This is a genomic window from Bradyrhizobium sp. HKCCYLRH3099 (genome assembly GCF_051167855.1).
Lineage (GTDB): Bacteria > Pseudomonadota > Alphaproteobacteria > Rhizobiales > Xanthobacteraceae > Bradyrhizobium.
In genome coordinates this window covers 13,751-39,261 of sequence record NZ_JBNPTW010000009.1, presented here as the reverse complement: position 1 = coordinate 39,261, position 25,511 = coordinate 13,751, and the positions used below count along the sequence as shown (strand labels likewise).

The window sequence follows — 25,511 nt, the reverse complement described above, 5'->3', positions numbered from 1 at the left end:
CCGCATCGACACATTAGAGCGAGCTGGGAGGAGAGCTTCTGGTGGCCCACCACGATCCGATCAACCTGATGACACCGCCCGCCGGCCTGGCGCAGCTCAACGAGCGCTCGCGCGAGATCTTCAAGCAGATCGTCGAGAGCTATCTGGCGACCGGCGAGCCGGTCGGCTCGCGCAACATCTCGCGGCTGATCGCCGTTCCCCTGTCGCCGGCCTCCGTGCGCAACGTGATGGCCGATCTCGAACAGCTCGGCCTGATCTATGCCCCGCATACCTCGGCCGGGCGGCTGCCGACGGAAGCGGGGCTGCGCTTCTTCGTCGACGCCCTGATGCAGGTCGGCGACATGACCGAGGCCGAGCGGCAGTCGATCCAGAGTCAGCTCGCCGCCGTCGGCCGGGCGCAATCGGTCGAGGCGGCGCTGGACGAGGCGCTGACGCGGCTGTCGGGCCTCACGCGTGCTGCCGCCGTGGTGCTCACCGCAAAATCCAACACCCGGCTCAAGCACATCGAGTTCGTGCGCCTGGAGCCCGAGCGCGCGCTGGTCGTGCTGGTCGGCGAGGATGGGCAGGTCGAGAACCGCGTGCTGGCGCTGCCCCCCGGCGTGCCGTCGTCGGCGCTGACCGAGGCGTCGAACTTCCTCAATGCGCGGATCCGCGGGCGCACGCTGGCCGAGGCCCGTCTCGAACTCGAGACGGCACTGGCGGCCGATCGCGCCGAACTCGATCAGCTGACGCAGAAGGTGATCGCGGCCGGTGTCGCGAGCTGGTCCGGCGGCGACAGCGACGAACGCCAGCTCATCGTGCGCGGTCATGCCAATCTGCTCGAGGATCTGCATGCGCTCGATGATCTCGAGCGTGTGCGCAGGCTGTTCGACGATCTCGAGACCAAGCGCGGTGTCGTCGATCTGCTCGGGCGCGCAGAAAGCGCCGACGGCGTCCGCATCTTCATCGGTTCGGAGAACAAGCTGTTCTCGCTGTCGGGCTCGTCCACGATCGTCTCGCCCTATTCGGATGCAACGGGCCGTATCGTCGGCGTACTCGGCGTCATCGGTCCGACCCGGCTGAACTACGCCCGCGTGATTCCGACCGTCGATTATGCGGCGCGGCTCGTCAGTCGCCTGTTCGGTGGTTGAAACGTAACATGGTTAACCCGTCCGGCGCGGCGCAAGACCCCGCCGCTCGACCCCGCGCTTGATTTTCGCGGCTCAAAGCACGATATCCCGCCCGACATCCCCAAACCGCCGAACTTGCGAGAAGTCTGTCCATGACCGATCCCGACCTGCACAAGAATGATCCGGAAAACCCGGCGCAGGCCAGCGAACCCGTCGTCTCGAAACCCTACATCATGCCCGACGATCCCGAGACCGGCTCGGCCGAGGCCCTCGCCAAGGAAGCCGCCGACGCGCGGGACAAGATGCTGCGCACGCTGGCGGAGATGGAAAATCTGCGCAAGCGCACCGCACGTGAGGTCGCCGACGCGCGCATGTACGGCATCACCGGCTTCGCGCGCGACGTGCTCGATATCGCCGACAATCTGCAGCGTGCGCTCGATGCCGTGCCGGCCGAGACCCGCGAAAATGCCGATGCGGGCCTGAAGGCACTGATCGAGGGCGTCGAGCTCACCGAGCGCTCGCTGCTCAACACGCTGGAGAAGAACGGCGTCAAGAAGTTCGACCCGACGGGCCAGAAGTTCGACCCGAACTTCCAGCAGGCGATGTACGAGGTGCCGGATCCATCCGTGCCGTCGGGCACCGTGGTGCAGGTCGTGCAGGCCGGCTTCATGATCGGCGAGCGCGTGCTGCGCCCGGCCCTGGTCGGCGTGTCCAAGGGCGGCGCGAAGGCCGCGCCCGCGGCGAGCAACGATCAGTCGAATAGCGCAGCCTGAGTTTGAACGAGCGGTCCACGCGCGGACTGCTCCATGCAAAAACGCAAAAAAGCCACCGGCGGTACCGGTGGCTTTTTCGTTTACTGGAGCTCCGATGAGCTTGGACCCGCTCAGCCCCTCGGCTGGATGCCGTCGCGCACGGCGCGGAAGCGCGGGAAGGCGGCCGACCACTGGTCGCGCGGCGCGCTGCCGATGATCCGCAAGGTGCTCGGGCCGCTGAAGCGCAGCCACTGCACCACGGTCACCGGCGTATTGTCCTTGCCGCTGACCGCATCGATACGGGTCTCATAGGCCGGCAGGCCGTCGATGCGGATCGGCTCGGACATCGTGATTCGCGCCTCACGGACGCCGGGAATCGTGGTGGCCGCCTGCTGCGCGACGCGGGCGCGGTCGCCCGCTTCGGGCGCGACGCCGGCGACCAGCCCGATCACCACGAAGGGCGCGGCCTCGAAACCCTTCTCCTCGTCGCTGTCGCCGAGGATCAGCGCGCCCGGTCCGAGCGTGCGAACGGTCTTGAAGCCGGAGAGCTCGGTGACCTTGAACGGCATGATCCCAAGCTGCTCGTCGACCGGCACGTCCTTGCGGACCACGGCCGAGGCAAACATCTGGCGCACGGCGTCGTCGGTGTAGATCTTGCTCGCCGTTTCCGGCACCTGCACCGCGACATAGCCGGAGAAGCCGCTGCCGGGCAGGATCATCGAATAGCGCCGCACCGGCGTCGCGCCGTCGCGCCCGTTCTCGACCGTGTAGTAGGCGGTGCCCGCCGATGTCTCGATGCTCTCCGGCTTGATGTTGCCAGTGCCGCCGGGATTGGCGGTAAAGGCGTTCTTCACCTCGCCATAGGCGGCCGCCGGCAACTCGGTCAGCAGCACCTTCACGCTCTGGTCCTCGGTTTCGAAGCCGGAAAAATTCTTGGCCTTGCCGAGGCCGACCAGCGGCGCAAGCCCGATGCGCACACCGGGCGGGAAGATGGCATCCGCAGCCAGCGCCGGTCGCAGCAGCGAGATCGAGACCAGCGCCACGGCGAGAAGTCGGAAGAGCGTCATGAGGAAACTGCCTCGTTCAATGGACCAGTTCGACGGCCGCCATCCCCCGGTCACGACCATCCTCGAAAGAGACGCCTTTTAGCGGGTTTGCCGCGCCGGGGACAGGTCGGCAGGGTGCGACGTGAAGTTCCGGCCTAGCATCGTGATCGATCCGCGCTCGATTATGGCTTTGCTAAGGATGTTTGACGGTGCCGGAGGCCGGCGGCTTGGCGGCCGCGATTGGTGTCTGGCGCATCATTTCGCGGCACGTCCGGGCCATCCGCCAGCCTGCCTGGAAGTCTTGCATGGAAGTCTTGGGCCCGTCGTCTGACCTCCGCCGGTGGCGACGATCCGGACGCGGGAGAATCCGCGGTTTTTTCCGCGCGCCCGAGCCTCCTCCGGTCCTTGCGGGTGCCTCCCCCCCTCCTATATGACGCTCATCGTCGCAATATCGCGAGCATTTGATCTGAGGGGGTTTTGGATGGGGGCGCCGTCAGGGCCCCACCCAACCTGCCGCAAAAAGAAGGATATGAGACCATGGGAAAGGTCATCGGGATCGATCTCGGCACCACGAATTCGTGCGTGGCCGTCATGGACGGCAAATCGTCGAAAGTCATCGAGAACGCCGAGGGCATGCGCACGACGCCGTCGATCGTCGCCTTCAGTGACGATGGCGAGCGCCTCGTCGGCCAGCCGGCCAAGCGCCAGGCCGTCACCAACCCCGAGCGCACCTTCTTCGCAGTCAAGCGCCTGATCGGCCGCCGCTACGACGACCCGATGGTCGAGAAGGACAAGAAGCTCGTCCCCTACAAGATCGTCAAGGCCGGCAACGGCGACGCCTGGGTCGAGGCCGACGGTAAGACCTATTCGCCCTCGCAGGTCTCCGCCTTCATCCTGCAGAAGATGAAGGAGACCGCTGAGGCCCATCTCGGCCAGAAGGTCGACCAGGCCGTCATCACCGTCCCCGCCTACTTCAACGACGCCCAGCGCCAGGCCACCAAGGACGCCGGCAAGATCGCTGGCCTCGAAGTGCTGCGCATCATCAACGAGCCGACCGCAGCGGCGCTCGCCTATGGCCTCGACAAGACCAAGGCCGGCACGATCGCCGTGTACGACCTTGGCGGCGGCACCTTCGACGTCTCGATCCTGGAGATCGGCGACGGCGTGTTCGAGGTGAAGTCGACCAATGGCGACACCTTCCTCGGCGGTGAAGACTTCGACATGCGTCTGGTCAGCTACCTCGCCGACGAATTCCAGAAGGAGCAGGGCATCAACCTGCGCAACGACAAGCTCGCTCTGCAGCGCCTCAAGGAAGCTGCCGAGAAGGCCAAGATCGAGCTGTCGTCGACCACGCAGACCGAGATCAACCTGCCCTTCATCACCGCGGACCAGTCCGGTCCGAAGCATCTGACGATGAAGCTGACCCGCGCCAAGTTCGAGGCGCTGGTGGCCGACCTCGTCGAGAAGACCATCGAGCCGTGCCGCAAGGCGCTGAAGGATGCCGGCCTCACCGCCGGCGAGATCGGCGAAGTGGTGCTGGTCGGCGGCATGACCCGCATGCCGAAGATCCAGGAGATGGTGAAGCAGTTCTTCGGCAAGGAGCCGCACAAGGGCGTCAACCCCGACGAGGTGGTGGCGATCGGTGCCGCGATTCAGGCCGGCGTGCTGCAGGGCGACGTCAAGGACGTGCTGTTGCTCGACGTGACCCCGCTGTCGCTGGGCATCGAGACCCTGGGCGGCGTGTTCACCCGCATCATCGACCGCAACACCACGATCCCGACCAAGAAGAGCCAGGTGTTCTCGACCGCCGAGGACAATCAGAACGCGGTCACCATCCGGGTCTTCCAGGGTGAGCGCGAGATGGCGGCCGACAACAAGATGCTCGGCCAGTTCGACCTGATGGGCATTCCGCCGGCCCCGCGCGGCATGCCGCAGATCGAGGTGACGTTCGACATCGACGCCAACGGCATCGTCAACGTGTCGGCCAAGGACAAGGCCACCGGCAAGGAGCAGCAGATCCGCATCCAGGCCTCGGGCGGTCTGTCGGAGGCCGACATCGACAAGATGGTCAAGGACGCCGAGGCGAACGCCGCGGCCGACAAGAAGCGCCGCGAGGCGGTCGATGCCAAGAACCATGCCGACGCGCTGGTGCACTCCACCGAGAAGGCGCTGGCCGAGCATGGCTCGAAGGTCGCCGATACCGAGCGCCGCGCCATCGAAGACGCCGTCAGCGATCTGAAGGAAGCGCTGAAGGGCGACGATGCCGAGGCGATCAAGGCCAAGACCAACACCCTGGCCCAGGCCTCGATGAAGCTCGGCGAGGCCATGTACAAGCAGCAGGCCGAGAGCGATGCGGCCCGCGACGCCGCCAAGGATGATGTGGTCGACGCGGAGTTCACCGAGGTCGACGACGACAAGAAGAAATCTGCTTAATCGACGGTAGAGGCTGATAGCCATGACCCCCATGCCAAAGAGCGCAGCCAGCGTCTCGTTGGATGGGGGTCATTTTCTTTGAACCGGCGCGCGGCGTGCGCGCGAGCCGTTGAGGTCTGACGATGTTCGGGCGGGTTTGATTGATGTCCACCAAGCGCTGCTACTACGAGACCCTGGAAGTCGAGCGCGACGCCGACGAGACCAAGCTGAAGTCGGCCTTCCGCAAGCTCGCGATGAAATGGCATCCGGACAAGAATCCGGGCGATGCCTCCAGCGAGGTCAAGTTCAAGGAGATCAACGAGGCCTATGAGGTGCTGCGCGACGCCGACAAGCGCGCCGCCTACGACCGCTACGGCCATGCCGCGTTCGAGCAGGGCGGCGGCGGTGGCCCGCACGGCTTCGGCGCCGGTTTCGCCTCGTCCTTCTCCGACATTTTCGAAGACCTGTTCGGCATGGCCGGACAGCGGCGCGGCGGGACGGGGCGCGAGCGCGGCGCCGACCTGCGCTACAATATGGAGATCACGCTCGAGGAGGCGTTCCTCGGCAAGACCGCGCAGATCGAGATCCCGGTTTCGGTCACCTGCGAGCCTTGCTCCGGCACCGGCGCCAAGGCCGGCACCAAGCCGAAGACCTGCGCGATGTGCGGCGGCGCCGGCCGGGTCCGCCAGGCGCAGGGCTTCTTCACCTTGGAGCGCACCTGCCCCGGCTGCCATGGCCGCGGCCAGATGATCGAGGATCCCTGTCCGTCCTGCTCCGGCACCGGCCGGGTGACGCGCGACCGCACGCTGTCGGTCAACATTCCCCAGGGCGTCGAGGACGGCACCCGCATTCGTCTCGCCGGCGAGGGCGAGGCCGGCCTGCGCGGCGGCCCGCCCGGCGATCTCTACATCTTCCTGTCGCTGACCGGCCACGAGTTTTTCCAGCGCGACGGCGCCGACCTGCATTGCCGGGTACCGATCTCGATGGTGACCGCGGCGCTCGGTGGCGAGTTCGAGGTGCCGACGATCGACAGCGGCAAGACCAAGGTGAAGATTCCCGCCGGCACCCAGTCCGGCCGCCGCTTCCGGATCGCCGCCAAGGGCATGCCGGTGCTGCGCTCGCGCCAGACCGGCGACATGTATGTCCAGGTCGTGGTCGAGACGCCGCAGAACCTCACCAAGAAGCAGCAGGAGCTGCTGGCCGAGTTCGAGAAGCTGTCGTCCGGCGCCACCCAGCCGGAGGCCGCGGGCTTCTTCACCAAGGTCAAGGATTTCTTCGGCAAGGCCGCGAGTTGAGCGCGGCGCGCTCGGCCATTTTGGCCGGGCGGCCAGCGTTGTGCGGATGCCGCGATTTTGCTGCTCCGCACATGCAAAAAATTATTACATTCAACTGTAAGTCCACGGACCCGGCAGCCTTAATCGTGAGTTACGGTTCGGCTTGACCGCCCCGCCTGCGACCTATACGTCTTTGTGACTCTTTTCTGACATCGCCGTGAAAACGGTCCCGTCCGGTACTGAGATGCCCTTGCAAACGTCCGTGCGTGCGTCGAAAAAACCTCTTCGTCTCGACGATGAGGTGCGATTCCTCCGCTCATGGATCGAGAAACCGCTGCATATGGGCGCCGTCATGCCGTCGGGACGGCTGCTCGCGCGCACCATGGCACAGTATGTCGATCCTCATGGCACCGGCCCGGTGATCGAGCTCGGGCCCGGCACCGGCGCCATCACCAATGCGCTGGTCGAGCATGGCGTCGATCAGAAGCGGCTCGTCCTGGTCGAATACAATCCGAGCTTCTGCGCGCTGCTGCGCGACCGCTACCCGCAGGCCAAGGTCGTCCAGGGCGATGCCTACCGCCTGCGCGACACGCTGTGGAACGTGCTGGGCGGGCCGGCCTCGGCCGTCGTCTCGGGCCTGCCGCTCGTGACCAAGCCGATGCTCACCCGCATGAAGCTGGTGCGCGATGCCTTCGCGGCGATGGCGCCCAACGCGCCGTTCGTGCAGTTCACCTATTCCGTTGTTCCGCCGATTCCGAAGTCGCTGCCCGGCGTCACCACCGAGGCGTCCGAGCGGATCTGGATGAACCTTCCGCCGGCCCGCGTCTGGGTGTATCGCAAGCCCTGACCGGCAGCCGCGGTTTGCGCGGCGGGTCGCACACCCGTCCGCCCGATGTCCGCGCTGAAGATCCTCATCATCCCCGGCTCGACCCGGGCCGGCTCGCACAATGCGCGGCTTGCCGCGGCCGCCGCCTATCAGTTCGTGCAGGCCGACGCCGACATCACCCGCATCTCGCTCGCCGATTTTCCGCTGCCGATCTACGACGCCGACCTCGAAGCCCAATCCGGCGTGCCGCGCGCGGCCGTCAATCTGGCGCGCATGATCGGCGGGCATGACGCGGTGCTGCTGGTGACGCCGGAATACAACGCCTCCGTGCCGCCGTTGCTGAGCAACGCCATCGCCTGGCTGTCGCGGCTCGACCTGCCGCTGGAGGGCCGCGGCGCGGTGTTTCGCAACAGGCCGTTCGCGATCGCCGCCGCCTCCGAAAACCGCTTCGGCGGCGAGCGCGCGCTCGCGGCGCTGCGCCTGATGCTGACGGCCTGCAACGCCACGGTCATCCCGAGCCAGCTCGCGCTCGGCTTTGCCGACAAGGCGTTCAACGACATGGACCGGCTGAGGCTGCCGGCCGATGTGGCCGCGCTCGATGCGCTGGTCGAGCAGTTGATCGAAACCGCCCAACAGACCACGTGAGGTGACATGCCGACCGAGATTGCTGCCCGCGACCGCCTGATCGTCGCCCTCGACCTTCCCAGCGTGGCGGACGCCGAGGCGATGATCACAACGCTCGGCGACAGCGTGACGTTCTACAAGATCGGTATGGAGCTGACCTATGCCGGCGGCCTCGGCCTCGCCGAGCGCCTCGCCGCGGATGGCAAGCACGTCTTCATGGACCTCAAGCTGCACGACATCCCCAACACCGTCGAACGCGCCACCCGCCAGATCGCCAGGCTCGGCGCCCGCTTCCTCACCGTGCACGGCTTCTCGCAGAGCATGAAGGCCGCGCTCGCCGGCGCCGCCGGCTCCTCTCTCGAGCTGCTCGCAGTCACTGTCATGACCTCCTACGACGATGCCGACCTCGCCGCCGCCGGCTACGCGATGACCGTCAAGGAGCTCGTCGCCCACCGCGCCGTGCAGGCCAGGGACATCGGCATCCACGGCCTGATCCTGTCGCCCGAGGAGACGCAGCTGGTCCGCCCGCTGGTCGGCCCCGGCATGCAGCTCGTCACTCCCGGGATCCGTCCGGCGGGCTCGGACGTTGGCGACCAGAAGCGTATCATGACGCCTGCGCTCGCCATCGCCGGCGGTGCCGACCGTCTCGTCGTCGGCCGCCCGATCACCGGCGCCGCCGATCCCGCCGCCGCTGCGGAGGCCATCGTCGCCGACATCGCCGCGGCCGTCGCGCTGGTCGGCAAGACCAACCGCGCTTAAGCAACAGCTGATCACACCAAGGAGACCCCAGGGATGCCCAAGGCCTATTGGATCGCCCGCATCGACGTGCACAACATGGACGGCTACAAGGAATACGTCGCGCAGAACGGCGCGGTGTTCCATCAGTACGGCGCCAAGTTCCTGGTCCGCGGCGGCCAGTACGAGACCCGCGAAGGCACCTCGCGCTCGCGCAACGTCGTGATCGAGTTCAAGGACTACGCCACCGCGCTCGCATGCTACAATTCCCCGGAGTACCAGCGCCTGGTCGCGATGCGGTCGCCGCATTCGGAAGGCGACCTGGTCATCATCGAGGGCTATGACGGCCCGCAGCCGTGACGCGCAGGCCGGCCCCGCTGCAGCCTCGGTTGCCGGCACCAGCGCCCCCGGCTATAGCCCCTGACGGGGCGGAGGAGCAGAGATGTCGAAGATGCGCTTGATCGTTGCAGGAGCCGGCGGCCGCATGGGCCGGGCGCTGGTGCGCGCCATCGCCGACAGCGACGGCGCTGTGCTTGCCGGCGCGCTCGAAGCCCCGGGCTCCGAGCTGATCGGCAAGGATTCCGGCCTGCTCGCAGGTCTCCCCGCCAACAACATCAAGCTGTCGGGCGACCTCTGGACGATGTCGGCCGAGGCCGACGGCATCCTCGATTTCACCGTGCCGGCCGCCACCATCGCCAATGTCGCCATCGCCGCCGAGCGTGGCATCGTCCATGTCGTCGGCACCACCGGCCTGTCGGCGTCGGACGACGCCGTGATCAAGAGCGTCACCAAGCGCGCCATCGTGGTGCAGTCCGGCAATATGAGCCTCGGCGTCAATCTGCTGGCGGCCCTGGTCAGGCAGGTCGCGAAGTCGCTCGACGCGAATTTCGACATCGAGATCCTCGAGATGCACCACAAGCACAAGGTTGACGCGCCCTCCGGCACCGCCTTGATGCTCGGACGCGCCGCCGCCGACGGTCGCGGCATCTCGCTGGAGGATCACTCCGCCCGCGGCCGCGACGGCATCACCGGCGCGCGCCGCAGCGGCGACATCGGCTTCGCCTCGCTGCGCGGCGGCACCGCGGCCGGCGATCACAGCGTCATCTTCGCGGGTCCTTCCGAGCGCCTCGTGCTGTCGCACCAGGCCGAGGACCGCATGATCTTCGCCCATGGCGCGCTGAAGGCGGCGCTGTGGGCGCATGGCAAGCCGCCGGGCTACTACACGATGGACGACGTGCTCGGCCTCAAGGACCTGTTCTAATCAAACCAAGTGGATCTCATAGCAATGAGCGAACGTCTCCTGGTGCTGGTGCGCCACGGCCAGAGCGAGTGGAACCTGAAGAACCTGTTCACCGGCTGGAAGGATCCTGACCTCACCGAGCAGGGCGTCAGCGAAGCCAAGGACGCCGGCCGCAAGCTGAAGGCACATGGCCTGTCGTTCGACGTCGCCTTCACCTCCGAGCTGACCCGCGCCCAGCACACCTTGAAGCTGATCCTCGACGAGCTCGGCCAGCCCGGCCTGCCGACGTCGAAGAACCTCGCGCTCAACGAGCGCGACTATGGCGACCTCTCCGGCCTCAACAAGGACGACGCCCGCGCCAAATGGGGCGAGGAGCAGGTCCACGTCTGGCGCCGCTCCTACGACGTCCCACCGCCCGGCGGCGAAAGCCTCAAGGACACCCTCGCCCGCGCGCTGCCCTACTACGTGCAGGAGATCCTCCCCGGCGTCCTCAACGGCCAGCGCACCCTGGTGGCGGCCCACGGCAATTCGCTCCGCGCTTTGATCATGGTGCTGGAGAAGCTGACGCCGGAAGGCATTTTGAAGCGCGAGCTGGCGACGGGCGTGCCGATCATCTACCGGCTGAAGGCGGATTCGACGGTGGAGTCCAAGCTGGACCTGGCGGGCTAGTCGTCGCACGCCGCGACCAGCCCAGCAGTGGACGGCGCCCCTTGTGAGTCACGGCGCCCTTTGTGAGTTGAAGCCCCACTCGCGCCCCACCACCGGTGCGCCCCCTCGCCCCGTTCTTACGGGGAGAGGGTTGGGGTGAGGGGCCGCCCCACGGGCAGTACCTCCTAACCACGTCCTCAAACGACCCAGCTAATCAGCTACTCGTCATGCCCGGGCTTGACCCGGGCATCCATCCCCTTCGCGAGACTCTTTCCAAGAAGCTGGATGGCCGGGTCAAGCCCGGCCATGACGCACCCGTGAGACGAACGCTGGCCGGCTGCATCTTTGAATTCGGAAAATTAAAAATACGCCTTGCTAAATTTCCGAATCCATGATTATCTCCCCCGCATCCCGTCTCACCGAGTGGGGCGTAGCGCGCGATCGTCACGACACGCGAGGCGGGGATGCGATGGCCGCGGTGTTGCCGCAGCGTAGCTTGCTACGCCGACGAACGGCTTGCTGCGGACGTGAAGTCGCAGGGTCCTGATACCCCGAAGCTGGTATCACGCGCCGATGCGCAAGCATCGTGCGCCATGGTGGCCAACAAGCCGGCGCACCAGGGAGACTGCGTATAAGCGTGAAGACCATCGCGCAGGGAATGCCGGTTGTTCTCGGCTGAACCTGTGGTGACTGCCGCCTGCTTTTCTTGCTGCAGGCGGGCCATGGGTGCGGCCAGCATCCGGCATTCCCTGCGCCCTCTCGACCTCGGAGGGACACGTTAGATGCAGACCTCGGGCGCTATTCGCCGCGAGATCGCGCAAGCATGTTCCGTGCTGTTTGAACCGTGAATGTTCGCCCGTCGAGGTCTCTTGGGAGACTCCGAAAGTGGCCGTGCCTCGTGCTTGCTGCTCCGAGCTGCTGGGTGCGTTGCAAGCAGATCTGGCGTCGTATGAATGGGAGGCCTCACTCACTACAGAGGCAATCCAATGCGACTCACTCCATGGCTCAACGTCCTTCCCGCCGTTCAGAACGGTTGGACACTCGCCGCGTTTCTTGCGCTGTTGGCTGTTGCGGTCTGGCTCAGCCGGCGCTGACGCTTAGGCATGATCGCCTTTGAGGGCAGCAGGTGGGAGATCCTACCCCATCCCCACCTGCCCCGCCTCCCACCCGATCATCGCCTGCTTGCGCGTCAGCCCCCAATGATACCCCGTCAGCGCGCCGGTCTTCCCCAGCGCGCGATGGCACGGCACCACGAACGAGATCGGGTTCTTGCCCACCGCCGCGCCGACCGCGCGCGAGGCCTTCGGCGACTCCAGCCTTGTCGCGATGTCGGAGTAGCAGACGGCGCGGCCCATGGGGATCTTGAGCAGGGCTTCCCAGACGCGGACCTCGAAATCGGTGCCGATCAGGACGACGCGTAAGGGTTGCTCGGGGCGCCAGTGGTTCTTGTCGAAGATGCGCTGCGCCAGCGCCGCGGTGCCGGGGACGTCCTCGACGTAGGTGGCGCGGGGCCAGCGGCTCTTCATGTCGGCGAGCGCGCCAGCCTCCTCGCCGGGGTCGGCGAAGGCGAGGCCGGCGAGACCGCGCGGGGTGGCCATCACCAGGGCCATGCCGAACGGGCAGGGGTGGAAGCCATAGCGCAGCGTGGTGCCGGAGCCGCCGGTCTTCCATTCGCCGGGCGACATCGCCTCGTGGGTGACGAACAGATCGTGCAGGCGGCCGGGGCCCGACAGGCCGGAGTCAAGCGCGGCGTCGAGCACGCTCGCTGAGCCCTTCAGCAGGCCCTTGGCGTGGTCGAGCGTCAGCGCCTGCATGAACGCCTTCGGCGTCAGCCCGGCCCAGCGCCGGAACAGATGGTGCAGCTCGTCCGGCGTCAGGCTGGCGGCGTCGGCCATGTCCTCGATGGTCGGCTGCCGGCGCCAATGCTCGGAGATGAACGCGATCGCGCGGCGCACGGCGTCGTAATCGCGCAGGGCTGCGGATTGTTGCGGGCCCGGCTTGGCCAGGGCGGAATTTTGAATGGCGAGGGTCATCATGAGTCCGGATGTAGGGCGGCCGGGGAGGGCACTCCACCCGATTTCTGATCGGGGGGCTAGGGGGTGGATGTGAGTGGTCTCGACCCGTGCCCGTGGTTGGTTTGCTCCGTCATTCCGGGGCATTCGCGCGCAAGCGCGAATGAGCCCGGAATCCATAACCACAGGATGATGTGTGAGGCGAGATGCCCACCAACCGCGTGCGCTACACGACGTCCTGTGGGTATGGGTTCCGGGTTCGCGCTGCGCGCGCCCCGGAACGACGGCGGAGATGATGCCGCTGCTTCCGCCTGGGCGGCGGCGATGGACCTCTCGCCGCGCGCGGGGAGAGGTCGGATTGCATCGAAGATGCAATCCGGGTGAGGGGGGCTCTCGGCACGGTCGGTGGGTGGGGCGCCCCTCACCCCGACCCTCTCCCCGTGAAGGACAGGGAGAGGGAGCGCACCGGTGTTGGGGCGAGCACTGCGGTCGACATCCTCGTCGTCATTCCGGGACAATCGGCAATGCGCGGCAGCGCATTGGCGATTGAACCCGGAATCTCGAGGTGGTTGGAAAAGAACGCAAGGCAAGCTCGGGATTCCGGGTTCAAGGCCTGCGGCCTTGCCCCGGAATGACGGTGGGTGTGGCGGGTCGACCCCAGTTAGTTACAGCGGATTGAGCACCGGGCCGCGTTTTGCGGCCTGCAACCCCGCCGTCAGCGCCTTCGCGAAGCTCGCCTTCTCCTCCGGCCCCAGGAAGCTCGCGATCGACACGCGCTGGCCGCGGGCGACCAGGTAGAGGTGCTCGATGCCGAACTCCTCGTGGGTTTCCTGGTCGAGGCGGACCCAGAGCGGGTTGAAGCGCCATTCCATGACGTGGCCCTTGTGGCTGACGCGGCGCAGGCGCAGCTCGGTCAGCGTGATCGTCACGTCCTCATAGGCGTTGGCGCGGCGGAAGTTGACGCGGAAGGCCCAGTAGATCGCCAGCGCGTCGAGGCCGAAGAAGCCGAGCACCGGCCAGGCGCCCATCATGACCGAGGCGATCCCGCCGATGAAGCTGATGGCGCAGACCACGGCCATCAGCACGATGAAGCCGGTGCGGCCGAGCGAGCGATGCGGCGTCAGCCGGGCCGAGAACAGCTCGGGATCAGCGGCGGCGTTGCCGGTCTCCTGATACGCAAAAGCATTGCCTGGCGTCATGGGGCCTCAGTATACCCGGATCATGGCCAAAATCACCCGCCCCCAACGCGCCAAGCCGGTCCCGGTTCGCAGTCCCGCCAAAAAGGCGGCCAAGGCCGCGCCAGGAGCAGCGTCCAAATCCGCATCCAAAACGGCGAAAAAGGCTGCCAAGATCAGCCCGGCGGCCAAGCTGAAGGCAGGCTCGGTCAAGCCGGTCAAGAAAGCGTTGAAGGCGACAAAACCTTGGACACCCGCCGAAATCCGCGAGGCCTTCAGCCGGTTCGCGCAGGCCAATCCGGAGCCGAAGGGCGAGCTCGAACACGTCAACCCCTACACCTTGCTGGTCGCCGTGGTGCTGTCGGCGCAGGCGACCGACGCCGGGGTCAACAAGGCGACGCGGCCGCTGTTCGCGGTCGCCGACACGCCGCAGAAGATGCTCGCGCTCGGCGAGGACGCGGTGCGCGATTACATCAAGACCGTCGGCCTGTTCCGCACCAAGGCCAAGAACGTGATCGCGCTGTCGCAGAAGCTGATCACGGACTTCGGCGGCGAGGTGCCGCGCACGCGGCCCGAACTGGAGTCGTTGCCGGGCGCGGGGCGCAAGACCGCGAATGTCGTGCTCAACATGGCGTTTGGCGAGCACACGATGGCCGTCGACACCCACGTGTTCCGCGTCGGCAACCGCACCGGGCTGGCGCCCGGCAAGACGCCGCTGGAGGTCGAGCTAGGGCTGGAGAAGGTGATCCCGGCGGAGTTCATGCTGCACGCCCATCACTGGCTGATCCTGCACGGCCGCTACACCTGCCTCGCCCGCAAGCCGCGCTGCGAGCTGTGCCTGATCAAGGACCTCTGCCGCTGGCCGGAGAAGACGGCCTGACGTGGCGCGCAGCTGTTAGGCCGGCCCCGCTGCCACCCTCCCTTGGACGGGGAGGGCGATTGCATGTGGAAATTCCGGGCTGTCGCGACGAACGATCCTGCAAGTTAGTTGCTCCGTCATGCCCGGGCTTGTCCCGGGCATCCACGTCGTTCTCAGCATGCCGACCGACGTGGATGGCCGGGACTAGCCCGGCCATGACGACGTGGAGAGAGACGAGCACAAAACGGCGATCGCACATGTACGCCGCGGCGGACGAGATTGAACCGTGATGTCACGGCGTACTGGATCGTCCGCCGGAGCCTCTCATCCGGCCGGCCGAAGGCCGGACCGGGTGGCGGACGATGACAGCGGGGCCTACGTGAATCTCCCTTTCAGGTTGCAGCTCCAAATCGCATTTGACAGTCACTTTAGCGTCACGCCGCGACGCCGTCTCACCATGGCCGGGCCACATCGCCGCCCGCATTGGTCATAAGATGAAACCCGTCATCCGGGCGAAGTGAGTGGCGCGTGACTGAACCCCGCGTTCTCGGACGTCTGCTGCGCCGGGACGTGGGGAAGGATCAGTTGCATGGACAATACCGCCGCGCTCGTGTCGCTCGCGACCGCTGTGCCGCCGCATCAGTTTCGCCAGAACGAGGTGATGGAGGCCGCACGCGTCGTGCTGTCGCCGCGCTTTCCGCAGTTCGACACGATGGCCAGCCTGTTCGCCAACACCGGCATCCGCGCCCGCTACGGCGTCAAGCCGATCGAATGGTACATGGAGCGACGGGGCTGGCCGGAGCGCACCGAGGCGTACCTCGACGGCGCGGAGGCGCTGTTCGTCGAAGCGACCAACAAGGCGCTGGCGCAGGCCGATCTCAGAGCTGATGAGATCGACACCATCGTCAGCGTGAGCTCGACCGGCATCGCGACGCCGACCCTAGAAGCGCGTGTCGCCGGCCGCATGGGGTTTCGCTCCGACGTCTCGCGCGTGCCGGTGTTCGGGCTCGGCTGCGCCGGCGGCGTCTCCGGCCTGTCGATTGCGGCACGGCTGGCGCAGGCGCGGCCCGGCACCAATGTGCTGTTCGTGACGTTCGAATTGTGCACCCTCGCCGTGCGCCATGACGAGCTGAGCAAAGCGAACATCGTCGCGCTGAGTTTGTTCGGCGATGGCGCGGCGGCGGCGATCCTGCGCGCCGGCGACGGCGGCCAAACGCGCGTCGAAGCGACCGGCGAGAAGCTGTGGCCGGATACGCTCGACATCATGGGCTGGAGCGTCGATCCCGAAGGCTTTGGCGTGATCTTCCAGCGCACCATTCCGGACTTCGTCACCGAGAACATGGGCCCGGCCGTCAACGAGATCCTCGGCAACATGAAGCTCGCGCCCGCTGACGTCGATCGCTTCGTCTGCCATCCCGGCGGCGCCAAGGTGATCACGGCGCTGGAGCGCGCGCTGTCGATCGGGCAGGGCACGCTCGATCATGAGCGCGAGATCATCGCCGATTACGGCAACATGTCGGCGCCGACCGTGCTGTTCGTGCTGGAGCGCGCGCGGGCGAAAGGCTTGCCGGCGCGCTCGCTGCTCACCGCGCTCGGACCGGGTTTCACCGCAAGCTGCGTTTCACTGAGGCACGCCGCATGACCTTCGCCGCTTTCGTCCTCGCCCTCGTCACCATGCAACGGCTCGGCGAGCTCGTGCTCGCCCGCCACAATACCCGCCGCCTGCGCGCCATGGGCGCGGTCGAGGTCGGCGCCGATCATTATCCGCTGATGATCTCGATGCATGCGGCCTGGCTGGTATCGTTGTGGCTGCTCGGCATCGACCAGGAGGTCGATCCCTGGCTGCTCACGGGCTTCGTGGCTTTGCAGGGCCTGCGCTGGTGGGTGCTGGCGACGCTCGGCCCGCGCTGGACCACGCGCATCATCATCCTGCCGGGCGCGCCGCTCGTCACCGACGGACCCTATCGCTACATCTCGCATCCGAACTACCTGGTGGTGACCGCCGAGATCGCGCTGCTGCCGCTGGCTCTGCATCTGCCGCTGATCGCGCTGATCTTCTCCGGCCTCAATGCGGCCGTGCTGTTCATCCGCATCCGCGCCGAATCCGAGGCGCTGTCCGGCGTCTCCGGCGGCGGCATCGGTGGCGGCCAGACCGCATGAGCGCAGCCGCCGCGCCGGAGGATAAGCCCAGCCTCGCCACCTGGCTCGGCTTCGTCCTGATGTGCGTCGGCATGTTCATGGCGATCCTGGACATCCAGGTGGTGGCGACGTCGCTGCCGACCATCCAGGAAGCGCTCGGCATCACGCCGGACGCAATGAGCTGGATCCAGACCGCGTATCTGATCGCCGAGATCATCGCCATTCCGCTGACCGGCCTGCTGACGCGCGTGTTGACCCTGCGCTGGCTGTTCGTCGGCGCCGTCAGCGTGTTCACACTGGCGTCGCTCGGCTGCGCGTTCAGTGTCAGCTTCCACATGCTGCTGGCGTTCCGCGTGCTGCAGGGCTTCTTCGGCGGGCTCCTGATTCCCGTGGTGTTCTCCGCGGTGTTCCTGCTGTTTCCGGCGCGGCTGCATGCGGTGGCGACGACGATCGGCGGCGTTGTCGCGGTGCTCGCGCCGACCATCGGTCCCGTGGTCGGCGGCTTCATCACCAACACCTGGTCGTGGCCCTGGCTGTTCCTGATCAACATCGTGCCCGGCATCATCGCCGCGCTGATGACGCCGAGCCTGCTGCCGGCGCAGGACATGGAGCTCGAGGAGCTCGACAAGCTCGACCTGCTGGCGCTGCTGCTGCTCGCGGTGTCGCTCGCAAGCCTCGAGCTCGGGCTCAAGGAGGCGCCGAAGGGCGGCTGGCTGTCGTCGAACTGCATCGCGCTGCTGGTGCTCAGCGCGTCCTGTCTCACCCTGCTGATCCAGCGCCTGCTGGCGTCATCCGATCCGATCCTGCGCATCGGCAGCTTCCAGCGCCGCTCGTTCACGCTCGGCTGCCTGTCGAGCTTCTGCCTCGGCATCGGCCTGTTCGGTTCGGTCTATCTGATGCCGGTGTTCCTCGCCTTCGTGCGCGGCCACGACGCGTTCGAGATCGGCAAGATCATGCTGGTGACGGGCGTCGCGCAACTGGTCGCCGCGCCGGTCGTGACCGCGCTCGACGGCAAGGTGGATGCACGCGCGCTGACCGCGTTCGGCTTCGCGCTGTTCAGCGTGGGCCTCGCCGCCAGCGCCTTCCAGCCGCCGACCGCGGATTTTCAGGAGATGTTCTGGCCGCAGGTGGTACGCGGCGTCGGCATCATGTTCTGCCTGCTGCCGCCGACGCGGATCGCGCTCGGCGACCTGCCGCAGGCCGAGGTCGCCGACGCCAGCGGCCTGTTCAATCTGATGCGCAATCTCGGCGGCGCGATCGGCATCGCGCTGATCGACACCATCATCTATGGCCGCGTGACGCTCCACGCCCAGGCGTTTCGCGACCGGTTGATGGCCGGCGACAGCGCCGCCGCCAAGGCGATCGGGCTGGCGCCGGAACTGCTGCGCAACCGGCCCCGCAACATCTCGGAGGAGCAGGCGATCGCCTATGTGCGGCCGCTGGTCGAGAAGGCGTCGCTGGCGCTGTGCGTCAATGAGGCCTGGGCGCTGCTCGCCGCCGTTGCGCTGCTCGGCTTCGTGCTGATCCCGTTCGCGCGCAGCAAGCCGGCGGCGAGCGTGTCGCCGCAGCTGATGGCGCTAGAGGCTGCGCAGCCGGCGCTCCGGCGACGGCTCGATCAGCTCGGGCCGCGGCCCCGATAGCCGCTTGTGCAGGTGGACCATGAAGGCCATGCCGAACAGCGGCGTCGCCAGGTTCACGATCGGAATGGTGACGAAGGCGGCGATGATCAGCCCCGCGGTGAACACCGTGACCGCATTGTCGCGCCGCATCGCCTTGGCCTCGGCGGGCGGACGGAAGCGCATCGCGGCGAGCTCGAAATATTCGCGGCCGAGCAGCCACGCCGTGGCGATGAAGAAGATCACGAGGCCGGCGCCGGCCAGGAACACGAAGGGCAGGGCGACCAGATAGACCAGGATGGTGAGGCCGGCGGCCTTGAGGCCCTCGAGAATGGCGATGCCGAACGGCAGCGCGACGCCGGGCCGCTCGGCCGGATAATGCTCGCGCTCGACCAGATCGGCGACGTCGTCGACGAAGAGACTGGCGATCAGCGAGGTGATCGCGGGCATCAGCATGATGCCGCCGAACACGACGCCGAAGCCGGCCGCGATCGAGATGATCCAGGTCAGCACTTCGAGCGTGCCGTGCGAGCCCGGCCCGAGCATCGCCTCGGCCCAGCCCTCGCCCGCGGTGGCGAGCCAGCTCAAGAGCCGCTGCAAGCCGATCGCCAGCACCGTGACCAGCACCAGCGCCAGCCCGATCGAGCGCCACAGGATCGAGCGCATCGGCGGCGACAGAATCTGCGAAAGCGCCTTGATGGCGGCGTCGATCATGGCGGTGGAACCTCTCTGCGAGACACGCGACAGGAGTTAGAGATGCCGGCGGGCTTCGGCAAGCCCATCCTCCCCACCCACCGCGGACGCGCCCCAGCTGCTTCCCCGTCATTGCGAGCGCAGCGAAGCAATCCAGGGTGGCGGGCGGGACTCTGGATTGCTTCGCTGCGCTCGCAATGACGTGGAGAGACCATTTGCGAAGCTAAACCCTCATGGTGAGGAGCGCGCCGCTTGGCGCGCGTCTCGAACCATGAGGCCCCGATGCTGTCTCACAGCCGCGTCGCCCGCAGCCGCAGCGCATTGCCGACAACGCTCACTGACGACAGCGACATCGCGGCGGCGGCGATGATCGGCGACAGCAGGATGCCGAACACCGGGTAGAGAATACCCGCCGCGATCGGGATGCCGGCCGCGTTGTAGATGAACGCGAAGAACAGGTTCTGGCGGATGTTGCTCATCACGGCGGCCGACAGTTTTCGCGCCCGCGCGATGCCGCCGAGATCGCCCTGCAGCAGGGTGACGCCGGCGCTCTCCATCGCCACATCGGTGCCGGTGCCCATGGCGATGCCGACATCGGCCGCCGCCAGCGCCGGCGCGTCGTTGACGCCGTCGCCGGCCATCGCCACCACCTTGCCGCTGGCGCGGAGACGCGCGACCACTGCGCTCTTCTGCTCCGGCAGCACCTCAGCCTCGACCTCGGTGATGCCGATTTTCCGCGCCACCGCGGTCGCCGTGGTGCGGTTGTCGCCGGTCAGCATGATCACCTTGATGCCGTCGGCCGCCAACGCCTTCAGCGCCTCCGACGTCGATGCCTTCACCGGATCAGCGATCGCGAACAGCGCTGCCGGCCTGCCGTCGACGGCCATCGTGATGACAGTCGCACCATCCTCGCGCAGCCGCTTGCTCGCGACGCCCAAGGTGTCGGTAATGATACCGAGCGAGGCGAGATAGGTCGGGTTGCCGAGCACGACCGCCTTGCCCTCGACCTCGCCACGCGCGCCCTTGCCGGTCGGCGCGTCGAAGCACTTGACGTCGGCCAGCCTGAGCTTGCGCTCGCTGGCGTGACGGACGATCGCCTCGGCGAGCGGATGCTCGCTGGCGCGCTCGACGCTGGCGGCGAGCCTGAGCGCCTCGGCCTCGTCGACGCCTTGAGCGGTGACGATCGAAGTGACTTTCGGCTTGCCTTCGGTGAGCGTGCCGGTCTTGTCGACCACCAGCGTATCGACCTTCTCCATGCGCTCCAGCGCCTCGGCGCTCTTGATCAGCACGCCGGCCTGCGCACCGCGCCCGACGCCGACCATGATCGACATCGGCGTCGCCAGGCCCAGCGCGCACGGGCAGGCGATGATCAGCACACTCACGGCGGCGACGAGGCCGAACGCGAAGCGCGGCTCGGGGCCGAATGCGTACCACGCGACGAATGCGGTGATCGCGGCGGCGATCACCGTCGGCACGAACCAGCCCGCGACCTGGTCGGCGAGCCGTTGGATCGGCGCGCGCGAGCGCTGCGCATCGGCGACCATCTGCACGATCTGCGACAGCAGCGTCTCGCGTCCGACCTTGTCGGCGCGCATCACGAAACTGCCGGTCTGGTTCAAGGTGCCGGCGATGACGCGCTCGCCTTCGTCCTTGGTGACCGGCATCGATTCACCGGTGACCAGCGATTCGTCGAGTGACGAACGGCCCTCGAGAATGATGCCGTCGACCGGCACCTTCTCGCCGGGACGCACGCGCAACCGGTCGCCGGCCGCGAGCTCGGCGATTTCGACCTCATGATCGTTGCCGTCGGCATCGAGCCGCCGCGCCGTCTTCGGCGCGAGCTGCAACAGCGCCTTGATCGCGCCTGACGTGGCCTCGCGTGCGCGCAACTCCAGCACCTGGCCGAGCAGCACGAGGATGGTGATCACCGACGCCGCCTCGAAATACACCGCGACAGTGCCGCCATGCCCGCGGAAGGCCGGCGGGAACGCCTGCGGCATCAAGGTCGCGATCACGCTGTAGACATAGGCGACACCCGTGCCCATCGCGATCAAAGTGAACATGTTGAGATTGCGGGTCTGGACCGACTGCCAGCCGCGCACGAAGAACGGCCAGCCGGCCCACAGCACCACCGGCGTCGCCAGCGCGAACTGAATCCAGTTTGATAGCATGGGGTCGATCAGCCCGTGACCGCCGACGAGATGGCCGCCCATCTCCAGCACCACCACGGGCGCGGCGAGCACCGCGCCGATCCAGAACCGCCTGGTCATGTCGGCGAGTTCGGGATTGGGTGCGTCGTCGAGACTGATGACATCAGGCTCCAGCGCCATGCCGCAGATCGGACAGGTGCCAGGCCCCTCTTGCCTAATCTCCGGATGCATCGGGCAGGTGTAGATCGTGCCCGCCGGCATCTCCGCCGGCGGCGCGCGCTCGCCGAGATATTTGTCGGGCTCAGCTGCGAATTTGGTGCGGCAGCCGGCGGAGCAGAAGTGGAAGGTGTGACCCTGATGATCGAAGCGATGCTTCGACGTCGCGGGATCGACGCTCATCCCGCAGACGGGATCGATGACCTTGGCGTGGTCGTGCTGATGGGAGTGGTGATCGTGTCCACCACAGCACGAGTCCGCAGCCGCCACTGCGAGGTATTTGGCGGGATCGGCCGCGAACTTGGACCGGCAGCCCGCGGAGCAGAAGTGGAAGGTCTCGCCGCCATGCTCGAAATGATGCTTCGACGTCGCCGGATCGACCGACATGCCGCAGACGGGGTCCGTCACCTTCATCGTCTTGGCCGCGACGTGATCCTGGCCGCCGCAGCAGGCATGGGCGCTCTCAGGCTCGGGACCGGCACGATCGCTGCAACACGCCTCTACGGGCGCCTCGCTTTGTCTGGTTTCCACCGCGCTCGCGCGCGATCCGCAGCCGCATCCACCCGATTGCACCGCTGCGGCACCATGCCCGTGTTCGGTTTCCGACATGCCAGCCTCGCCTCTTGAAACCTATACCCTATAGGGGTATATAAAGCCCATGCGCGACGACATCAAGACTTCCTGCCAGAAACGTTTGAGCCGGATCGAAGGGCAGGTCCGGGGCCTGTCCAAGATGGTCGAGGACAACCGCTACTGCATCGACATTGTGACTCAGATCTCCGCGGTGCGCGCGGCGCTCCGCCGCGTCGAGGAGGAGATCCTGCGCGATCACGTCTCGCATTGCGTCGAACACGCGATCGCGTCCGGCGACAAAGCCGATCAGCGGCAGAAGATCGCGGAGCTGATGGATGTGATCAGCCGGTCGGATCGGTGACTTGAATACGTAGTCCCGGCTGCCGGCGGCGCTGGCAGCTTACCTCGCCCCGCTTGCGGGGAGAGGTCGGATGGCATCTGCAGATGCCATCCGGGTGAGGGGGCTCTCCGCGAGTCCGGTGCTTGTGGCTGCCCCTCACCCCAACCCTCTCCCCGTAAGAACGGGGAGAGGGAGCACACTGCCTAATGGGCGCGTGCTCGAATCCAACTAATATTGAGTCAGTGCGAACTTAGACCGCAACCTTGTTGCGGCGGCGTACGGCCGGACGGGCAGCCAGCGTCCGCACAGGCTCGGCGACGAGAAAATGCTCGTTGACCACGAGCCGCTCGATCACCTTCTCGGCAATCACTTCCTCAGCCGCAACCTGCTGCGCCGTTTCTTCGTCAGCCGTCTCAGGAACGAGCGGCGGCGCAACGACAGATCCTGGAAACACGGCGAACTCGCCCGCTACCTCCGCGAGCGGCTTCTGCTTGTCGGCCCAGTGCAAGGTCGTGTAGTCGAAGCCGTTGACGATGGTCGGCTTGACGATCTCGAAATACGGCGAGATGTCGAAGTCGCGCGGCATGTACAGCGACGAATCGCGGATGTGGAGGATCTCGCGCTTGGCGCGTCGCGACGGCGCCCGCGTGATCTTCGGCAGGATCGGATAGCGCACCGCGTCGAACGCCTGCGCGATCAAGGCCGAGCAGATCATCTTGGTCGGATCGCCCGAGCCCAGCGCGATCATGCGCCGCCGCCAGCGTTGCGGGATCGGCATCGGGATCAAATAGCGCATCAGGTCGATGATGTTCTTGGTGTCGTAGCCGAAGCCGATCCGGTTGATGGCATAGCGGCACACCGTATGGCGATCCTCGAAGGTCAGCCCCACGGGGCGGCACACCCGTGTGTGATAGGAGAAGTATTTCGACAGCGGCGCCGAGATCACGCCGTCGCCGACATAGGCCTCCACCAGCACATGCGGCTCGCCGTCGGGCTCGACGGCGCCATCGATCGGGCCGACATAGAGCGCCGCATGCGACCAGGTCGACTGCGTGAGATATTTGATGATGCCGGAGATGCGGCTGTTTCCTTCGACCAGCAGCACGTCGCCCGGCTGCATGTCCTTGCGCAGGTAATCCGGATCGCTTGGGGTGAACGGCTCATAGCCCGGTATCTCCTTCTGGAGATAGGCGGCAATCAGCTTGCCGATCTGGTCGAGCACGATACCCATGACGCTCCCCGGTCGGCCTTGTCCGGCCGCCTGCTTTTCCCTTCTTCCATGATGGTCGATTGCGGTTGCAATTTGGTTCATAGTCGAACTGATTTAGACGGTATGGGATTCACCACCCGGTTGCCGCAGCGCGGCAGATGCGGCAAATTCCGACCGAACGCGTTCTTTCAAAGCTTTCGGAAACCATGTCATGAGCTTTACGCGCCGCGGCTTCCTGACCGCTTCCGCGGCGCTGGCCGCGCTGCCCGTCTTCAGCCGCTCGGGCCGAGCCGCGGTTCCGCGCGATGCTGACATCGTCGTGATCGGGGCGGGCGCGGCAGGCATTGCCGCGGCGCGCCGCATCGCGGCCGCCAATCGCAAGGTCGTGCTGCTCGAAGCGGCGTTGCAGATCGGCGGCCGCTGCAGCACGGATGCTGCCACTTTCGGCGTGCCGTTCGACCGCGGCGCGCGCTGGCTGCTTAATGCCGAGACGAATGCGATCGGCAAGCTGGCCCGCGGCGTCGGTCTCGACGTGATCGCCGCGCCGGTCGGCCAGAAGATCCGCGTCGGTCGGCGCAATGCGCGGCCGGGTGAAACCGAGCAGTTCCTCGCCGGCCTCGTTCGCGCCAACCGCGCCATCGACGAGGCCTCTCGCGGCAAGCTCGACACCTCCTGCGCCGCAGCTTTGCCCAAGGATCTCGGCGACTGGGCCGGGACAACCGCCTTCGTGCTCGGCGCCAGCGCCACCGGCAAGGACCTCGCCGATCTCTCCGCAATCGACAAGGCCCGCGGCCAGGATCGCAGCGCGCCGCTCGCTTGCCGCCAGGGGCTGGGCACGCTCGTCAGCAAGCTTGGCGAGTCCCTGCCGGTGGCGCTGGCGACGCCGGCCACGCGGATTGTGTGGGGCAACCGTGACGTGGCCGTGGAAACCCCGGCCGGCCGCATTGCGACGCGTGCCGTCATTCTCACGGTGTCGACCAACGTGCTCGCATCGGGCGCCATCAAGTTTGCTCCGGAACTGCCGAAGCGACAGCTCGACGCCGCCGCGAAGCTGAGCCTGGGCAGCCTCGATCACATCGCACTGATGCTGTCCGGCAATCCGCTCGGCCTGTCTCGCGACGAGGTCATCGTCGAGCAGAGCAATTCGAACCGCACCGGTCTGTTGCTTGCCAATATCGGCGGCTCCTCACTGTGCACCGTCGACGTTGCCGGCAGCTTCGGCCGGGATCTCTCCGCGCAGGGCGAGGCGGCGATGACCGCTTTCGGCAAGGAGTGGATCGGCAAGCTGTTCGGCAGCGAAGCGGCCGCCGCAGTGAAGTCGTCGTCGGCCACCCGCTGGAATCAGGTGCCGGGCGTGCTTGGGGCGATGTCCGCGGCCGCACCCGGTGGCCAGGGCGCGCGCAAGATCCTCGGCGAGCCGCTGGGACCGTTGTTTCTCGCTGGTGAAGCGACGCATGAGACGCTGTGGGGCACGGTCGATGGCGCCTGGGAGTCCGGCGAGCGCGCTGCGGAAGCCGCGCTTCGCCGCATCGGTGCGTTGAAGGATCCCGAGCCGGAGCCGACGAGCGAGCGCCAGCGTGGTCGTCGTCGCAAGGTGCGGTCGGCCTCGCCGGAGGATTGATCTCGAACGCATCGCTAAGATCGCAACAAGATGCGGTGGGATTGACTGCGCCCTCTCCCCTTGTGGGACAGGGCATGTAGGAAAGTTCAGCAGGCTCGGTTGGGTGAGGGGTATCTCACCGCGAATGTCACTGGCTGAGAGTACCCCTCACCCAACCGCATTCGCGGATAGGCCGTCGATGCCCTCTCCCACAAGGGGAGAGGGCGCATTCATGACCATCGCACCGGCATCTTGAGCCGTG

Annotated in this window: 22 protein-coding genes; 16 read left to right on the top strand and 6 right to left on the bottom strand. The window is 66.8% G+C overall.

The features are described from left to right. The first annotated feature begins 41 nt into the window (after positions 1 to 41). On the top strand, positions 42 to 1,130 hold the full coding sequence (gene hrcA, locus ACQR1Y_RS18570; protein WP_434857970.1) for a heat-inducible transcriptional repressor HrcA: 1,089 nt from the start codon (positions 42 to 44) through the stop codon (positions 1,128 to 1,130). 131 nt (positions 1,131 to 1,261) lie between these two features. Further along, positions 1,262 to 1,882 carry a nucleotide exchange factor GrpE gene (gene grpE / locus ACQR1Y_RS18565; protein ID WP_434877784.1) on the top strand — a complete coding sequence of 207 codons (621 nt, stop codon included), beginning with the start codon at positions 1,262 to 1,264 and terminating at the stop codon, positions 1,880 to 1,882. Between the two features lie 110 nt (positions 1,883 to 1,992). On the opposite strand, the gene ACQR1Y_RS18560 is transcribed toward grpE, so the two are convergent. Further along, a complete protein-coding gene (locus ACQR1Y_RS18560; RefSeq protein WP_434857972.1) occupies positions 1,993 to 2,928 on the bottom strand; it encodes a hypothetical protein in 936 nt (311 codons plus the stop codon). 516 nt (positions 2,929 to 3,444) lie between these two features. Between ACQR1Y_RS18560 and dnaK the strand changes: the two genes are divergently transcribed. The 8 genes from dnaK (at position 3,445) to ACQR1Y_RS18520 (ending at position 10,687) form a co-directional block, all read left to right on the top strand. Continuing rightward, positions 3,445 to 5,340, top strand: a complete 1,896-nt coding sequence (gene dnaK, locus ACQR1Y_RS18555) for a molecular chaperone DnaK (RefSeq protein WP_012040546.1) — start codon at positions 3,445 to 3,447, stop codon at positions 5,338 to 5,340. Between the two features lie 143 nt (positions 5,341 to 5,483). After that, the gene (gene dnaJ / locus ACQR1Y_RS18550; RefSeq protein WP_434857973.1) at positions 5,484 to 6,614 is read left to right on the top strand and encodes a molecular chaperone DnaJ; all 1,131 of its coding nucleotides are present in this window, start codon (positions 5,484 to 5,486) and stop codon (positions 6,612 to 6,614) included. A gap of 223 nt (positions 6,615 to 6,837) precedes the next feature. After that, positions 6,838 to 7,440: a class I SAM-dependent methyltransferase gene (locus ACQR1Y_RS18545; protein ID WP_434857974.1), complete on the top strand. Its 603-nt coding sequence runs from the start codon at positions 6,838 to 6,840 to the stop codon at positions 7,438 to 7,440. Between the two features lie 45 nt (positions 7,441 to 7,485). Then, the gene (locus ACQR1Y_RS18540; RefSeq protein WP_434877785.1) at positions 7,486 to 8,064 is read left to right on the top strand and encodes an NADPH-dependent FMN reductase; all 579 of its coding nucleotides are present in this window, start codon (positions 7,486 to 7,488) and stop codon (positions 8,062 to 8,064) included. A gap of 6 nt (positions 8,065 to 8,070) precedes the next feature. Next, a complete protein-coding gene (gene pyrF, locus ACQR1Y_RS18535) occupies positions 8,071 to 8,802 on the top strand; it encodes an orotidine-5'-phosphate decarboxylase (protein ID WP_434877786.1) in 732 nt (243 codons plus the stop codon). Positions 8,803 to 8,835: 33 nt separating this feature from the next. Next, positions 8,836 to 9,138: a DUF1330 domain-containing protein gene (locus tag ACQR1Y_RS18530; RefSeq protein ID WP_006613255.1), complete on the top strand. Its 303-nt coding sequence runs from the start codon at positions 8,836 to 8,838 to the stop codon at positions 9,136 to 9,138. Positions 9,139 to 9,220: 82 nt separating this feature from the next. After that, positions 9,221 to 10,039: a 4-hydroxy-tetrahydrodipicolinate reductase gene (gene dapB / locus ACQR1Y_RS18525; RefSeq protein WP_434877787.1), complete on the top strand. Its 819-nt coding sequence runs from the start codon at positions 9,221 to 9,223 to the stop codon at positions 10,037 to 10,039. Positions 10,040 to 10,063: 24 nt separating this feature from the next. Beyond that, positions 10,064 to 10,687, top strand: coding sequence for a 2,3-bisphosphoglycerate-dependent phosphoglycerate mutase (locus ACQR1Y_RS18520; protein ID WP_009031322.1), 624 nt, complete (start codon positions 10,064 to 10,066; stop codon positions 10,685 to 10,687). Positions 10,688 to 11,802: 1,115 nt separating this feature from the next. Here the strand turns inward: ACQR1Y_RS18520 and ACQR1Y_RS18515 are convergent. Together ACQR1Y_RS18515 and ACQR1Y_RS18510 are read right to left on the bottom strand one after the other, a co-directional pair. Then, a complete protein-coding gene (locus tag ACQR1Y_RS18515; RefSeq protein ID WP_434877788.1) occupies positions 11,803 to 12,702 on the bottom strand; it encodes a methylated-DNA--[protein]-cysteine S-methyltransferase in 900 nt (299 codons plus the stop codon). A gap of 641 nt (positions 12,703 to 13,343) precedes the next feature. Further along, positions 13,344 to 13,877 carry a DUF2244 domain-containing protein gene (locus ACQR1Y_RS18510; RefSeq protein WP_434877789.1) on the bottom strand — a complete coding sequence of 178 codons (534 nt, stop codon included), beginning with the start codon at positions 13,875 to 13,877 and terminating at the stop codon, positions 13,344 to 13,346. Positions 13,878 to 13,899: 22 nt separating this feature from the next. On the opposite strand from ACQR1Y_RS18510, the gene nth reads away from it, so the two are divergent. The 4 genes from nth to ACQR1Y_RS18490 all read left to right on the top strand — a co-directional run bounded on the left by nth (position 13,900) and on the right by ACQR1Y_RS18490 (position 18,491). Then, positions 13,900 to 14,733, top strand: coding sequence for an endonuclease III (gene nth / locus ACQR1Y_RS18505; protein ID WP_434877790.1), 834 nt, complete (start codon positions 13,900 to 13,902; stop codon positions 14,731 to 14,733). Between the two features lie 568 nt (positions 14,734 to 15,301). Continuing rightward, positions 15,302 to 16,354, top strand: coding sequence for a type III polyketide synthase (locus tag ACQR1Y_RS18500; RefSeq protein ID WP_434877791.1), 1,053 nt, complete (start codon positions 15,302 to 15,304; stop codon positions 16,352 to 16,354). After that, positions 16,351 to 16,872, top strand: coding sequence for an isoprenylcysteine carboxyl methyltransferase family protein (locus tag ACQR1Y_RS18495; protein WP_434877792.1), 522 nt, complete (start codon positions 16,351 to 16,353; stop codon positions 16,870 to 16,872). The genes ACQR1Y_RS18500 and ACQR1Y_RS18495 overlap by 4 nt, the downstream gene beginning before the upstream one ends. Next, positions 16,869 to 18,491, top strand: a complete 1,623-nt coding sequence (locus ACQR1Y_RS18490; protein ID WP_434877793.1) for a DHA2 family efflux MFS transporter permease subunit — start codon at positions 16,869 to 16,871, stop codon at positions 18,489 to 18,491. Before ACQR1Y_RS18495 ends, ACQR1Y_RS18490 begins: the two co-directional genes overlap by 4 nt. Here the strand turns inward: ACQR1Y_RS18490 and ACQR1Y_RS18485 are convergent. Both ACQR1Y_RS18485 and ACQR1Y_RS18480 read right to left on the bottom strand, forming a co-directional pair. Continuing rightward, complete coding sequence (locus tag ACQR1Y_RS18485; protein ID WP_434877794.1) at positions 18,429 to 19,181, bottom strand: sulfate transporter family protein; 753 nt, start codon at positions 19,179 to 19,181, stop codon at positions 18,429 to 18,431. The genes ACQR1Y_RS18490 and ACQR1Y_RS18485 overlap by 63 nt on opposite strands. Positions 19,182 to 19,450: 269 nt before the next feature. Further along, positions 19,451 to 22,135 (bottom strand): heavy metal translocating P-type ATPase, encoded by a 2,685-nt coding sequence (locus ACQR1Y_RS18480; protein ID WP_434877795.1) that lies wholly within the window; start codon positions 22,133 to 22,135, stop codon positions 19,451 to 19,453. A gap of 49 nt (positions 22,136 to 22,184) precedes the next feature. Between ACQR1Y_RS18480 and ACQR1Y_RS18475 the strand changes: the two genes are divergently transcribed. Beyond that, the gene (locus ACQR1Y_RS18475; RefSeq protein ID WP_006613634.1) at positions 22,185 to 22,460 is read left to right on the top strand and encodes a metal-sensitive transcriptional regulator; all 276 of its coding nucleotides are present in this window, start codon (positions 22,185 to 22,187) and stop codon (positions 22,458 to 22,460) included. A 229-nt stretch (positions 22,461 to 22,689) separates the two neighbouring features. On the opposite strand, the gene ACQR1Y_RS18470 is transcribed toward ACQR1Y_RS18475, so the two are convergent. Beyond that, the gene (locus ACQR1Y_RS18470) at positions 22,690 to 23,670 is read right to left on the bottom strand and encodes a YiiX/YebB-like N1pC/P60 family cysteine hydrolase (protein ID WP_434877796.1); all 981 of its coding nucleotides are present in this window, start codon (positions 23,668 to 23,670) and stop codon (positions 22,690 to 22,692) included. Positions 23,671 to 23,860: 190 nt separating this feature from the next. Between ACQR1Y_RS18470 and ACQR1Y_RS18465 the strand changes: the two genes are divergently transcribed. Then, positions 23,861 to 25,270 carry a flavin monoamine oxidase family protein gene (locus ACQR1Y_RS18465; RefSeq protein WP_434877797.1) on the top strand — a complete coding sequence of 470 codons (1,410 nt, stop codon included), beginning with the start codon at positions 23,861 to 23,863 and terminating at the stop codon, positions 25,268 to 25,270. The last annotated feature ends 241 nt before the right edge of the window (positions 25,271 to 25,511 follow it).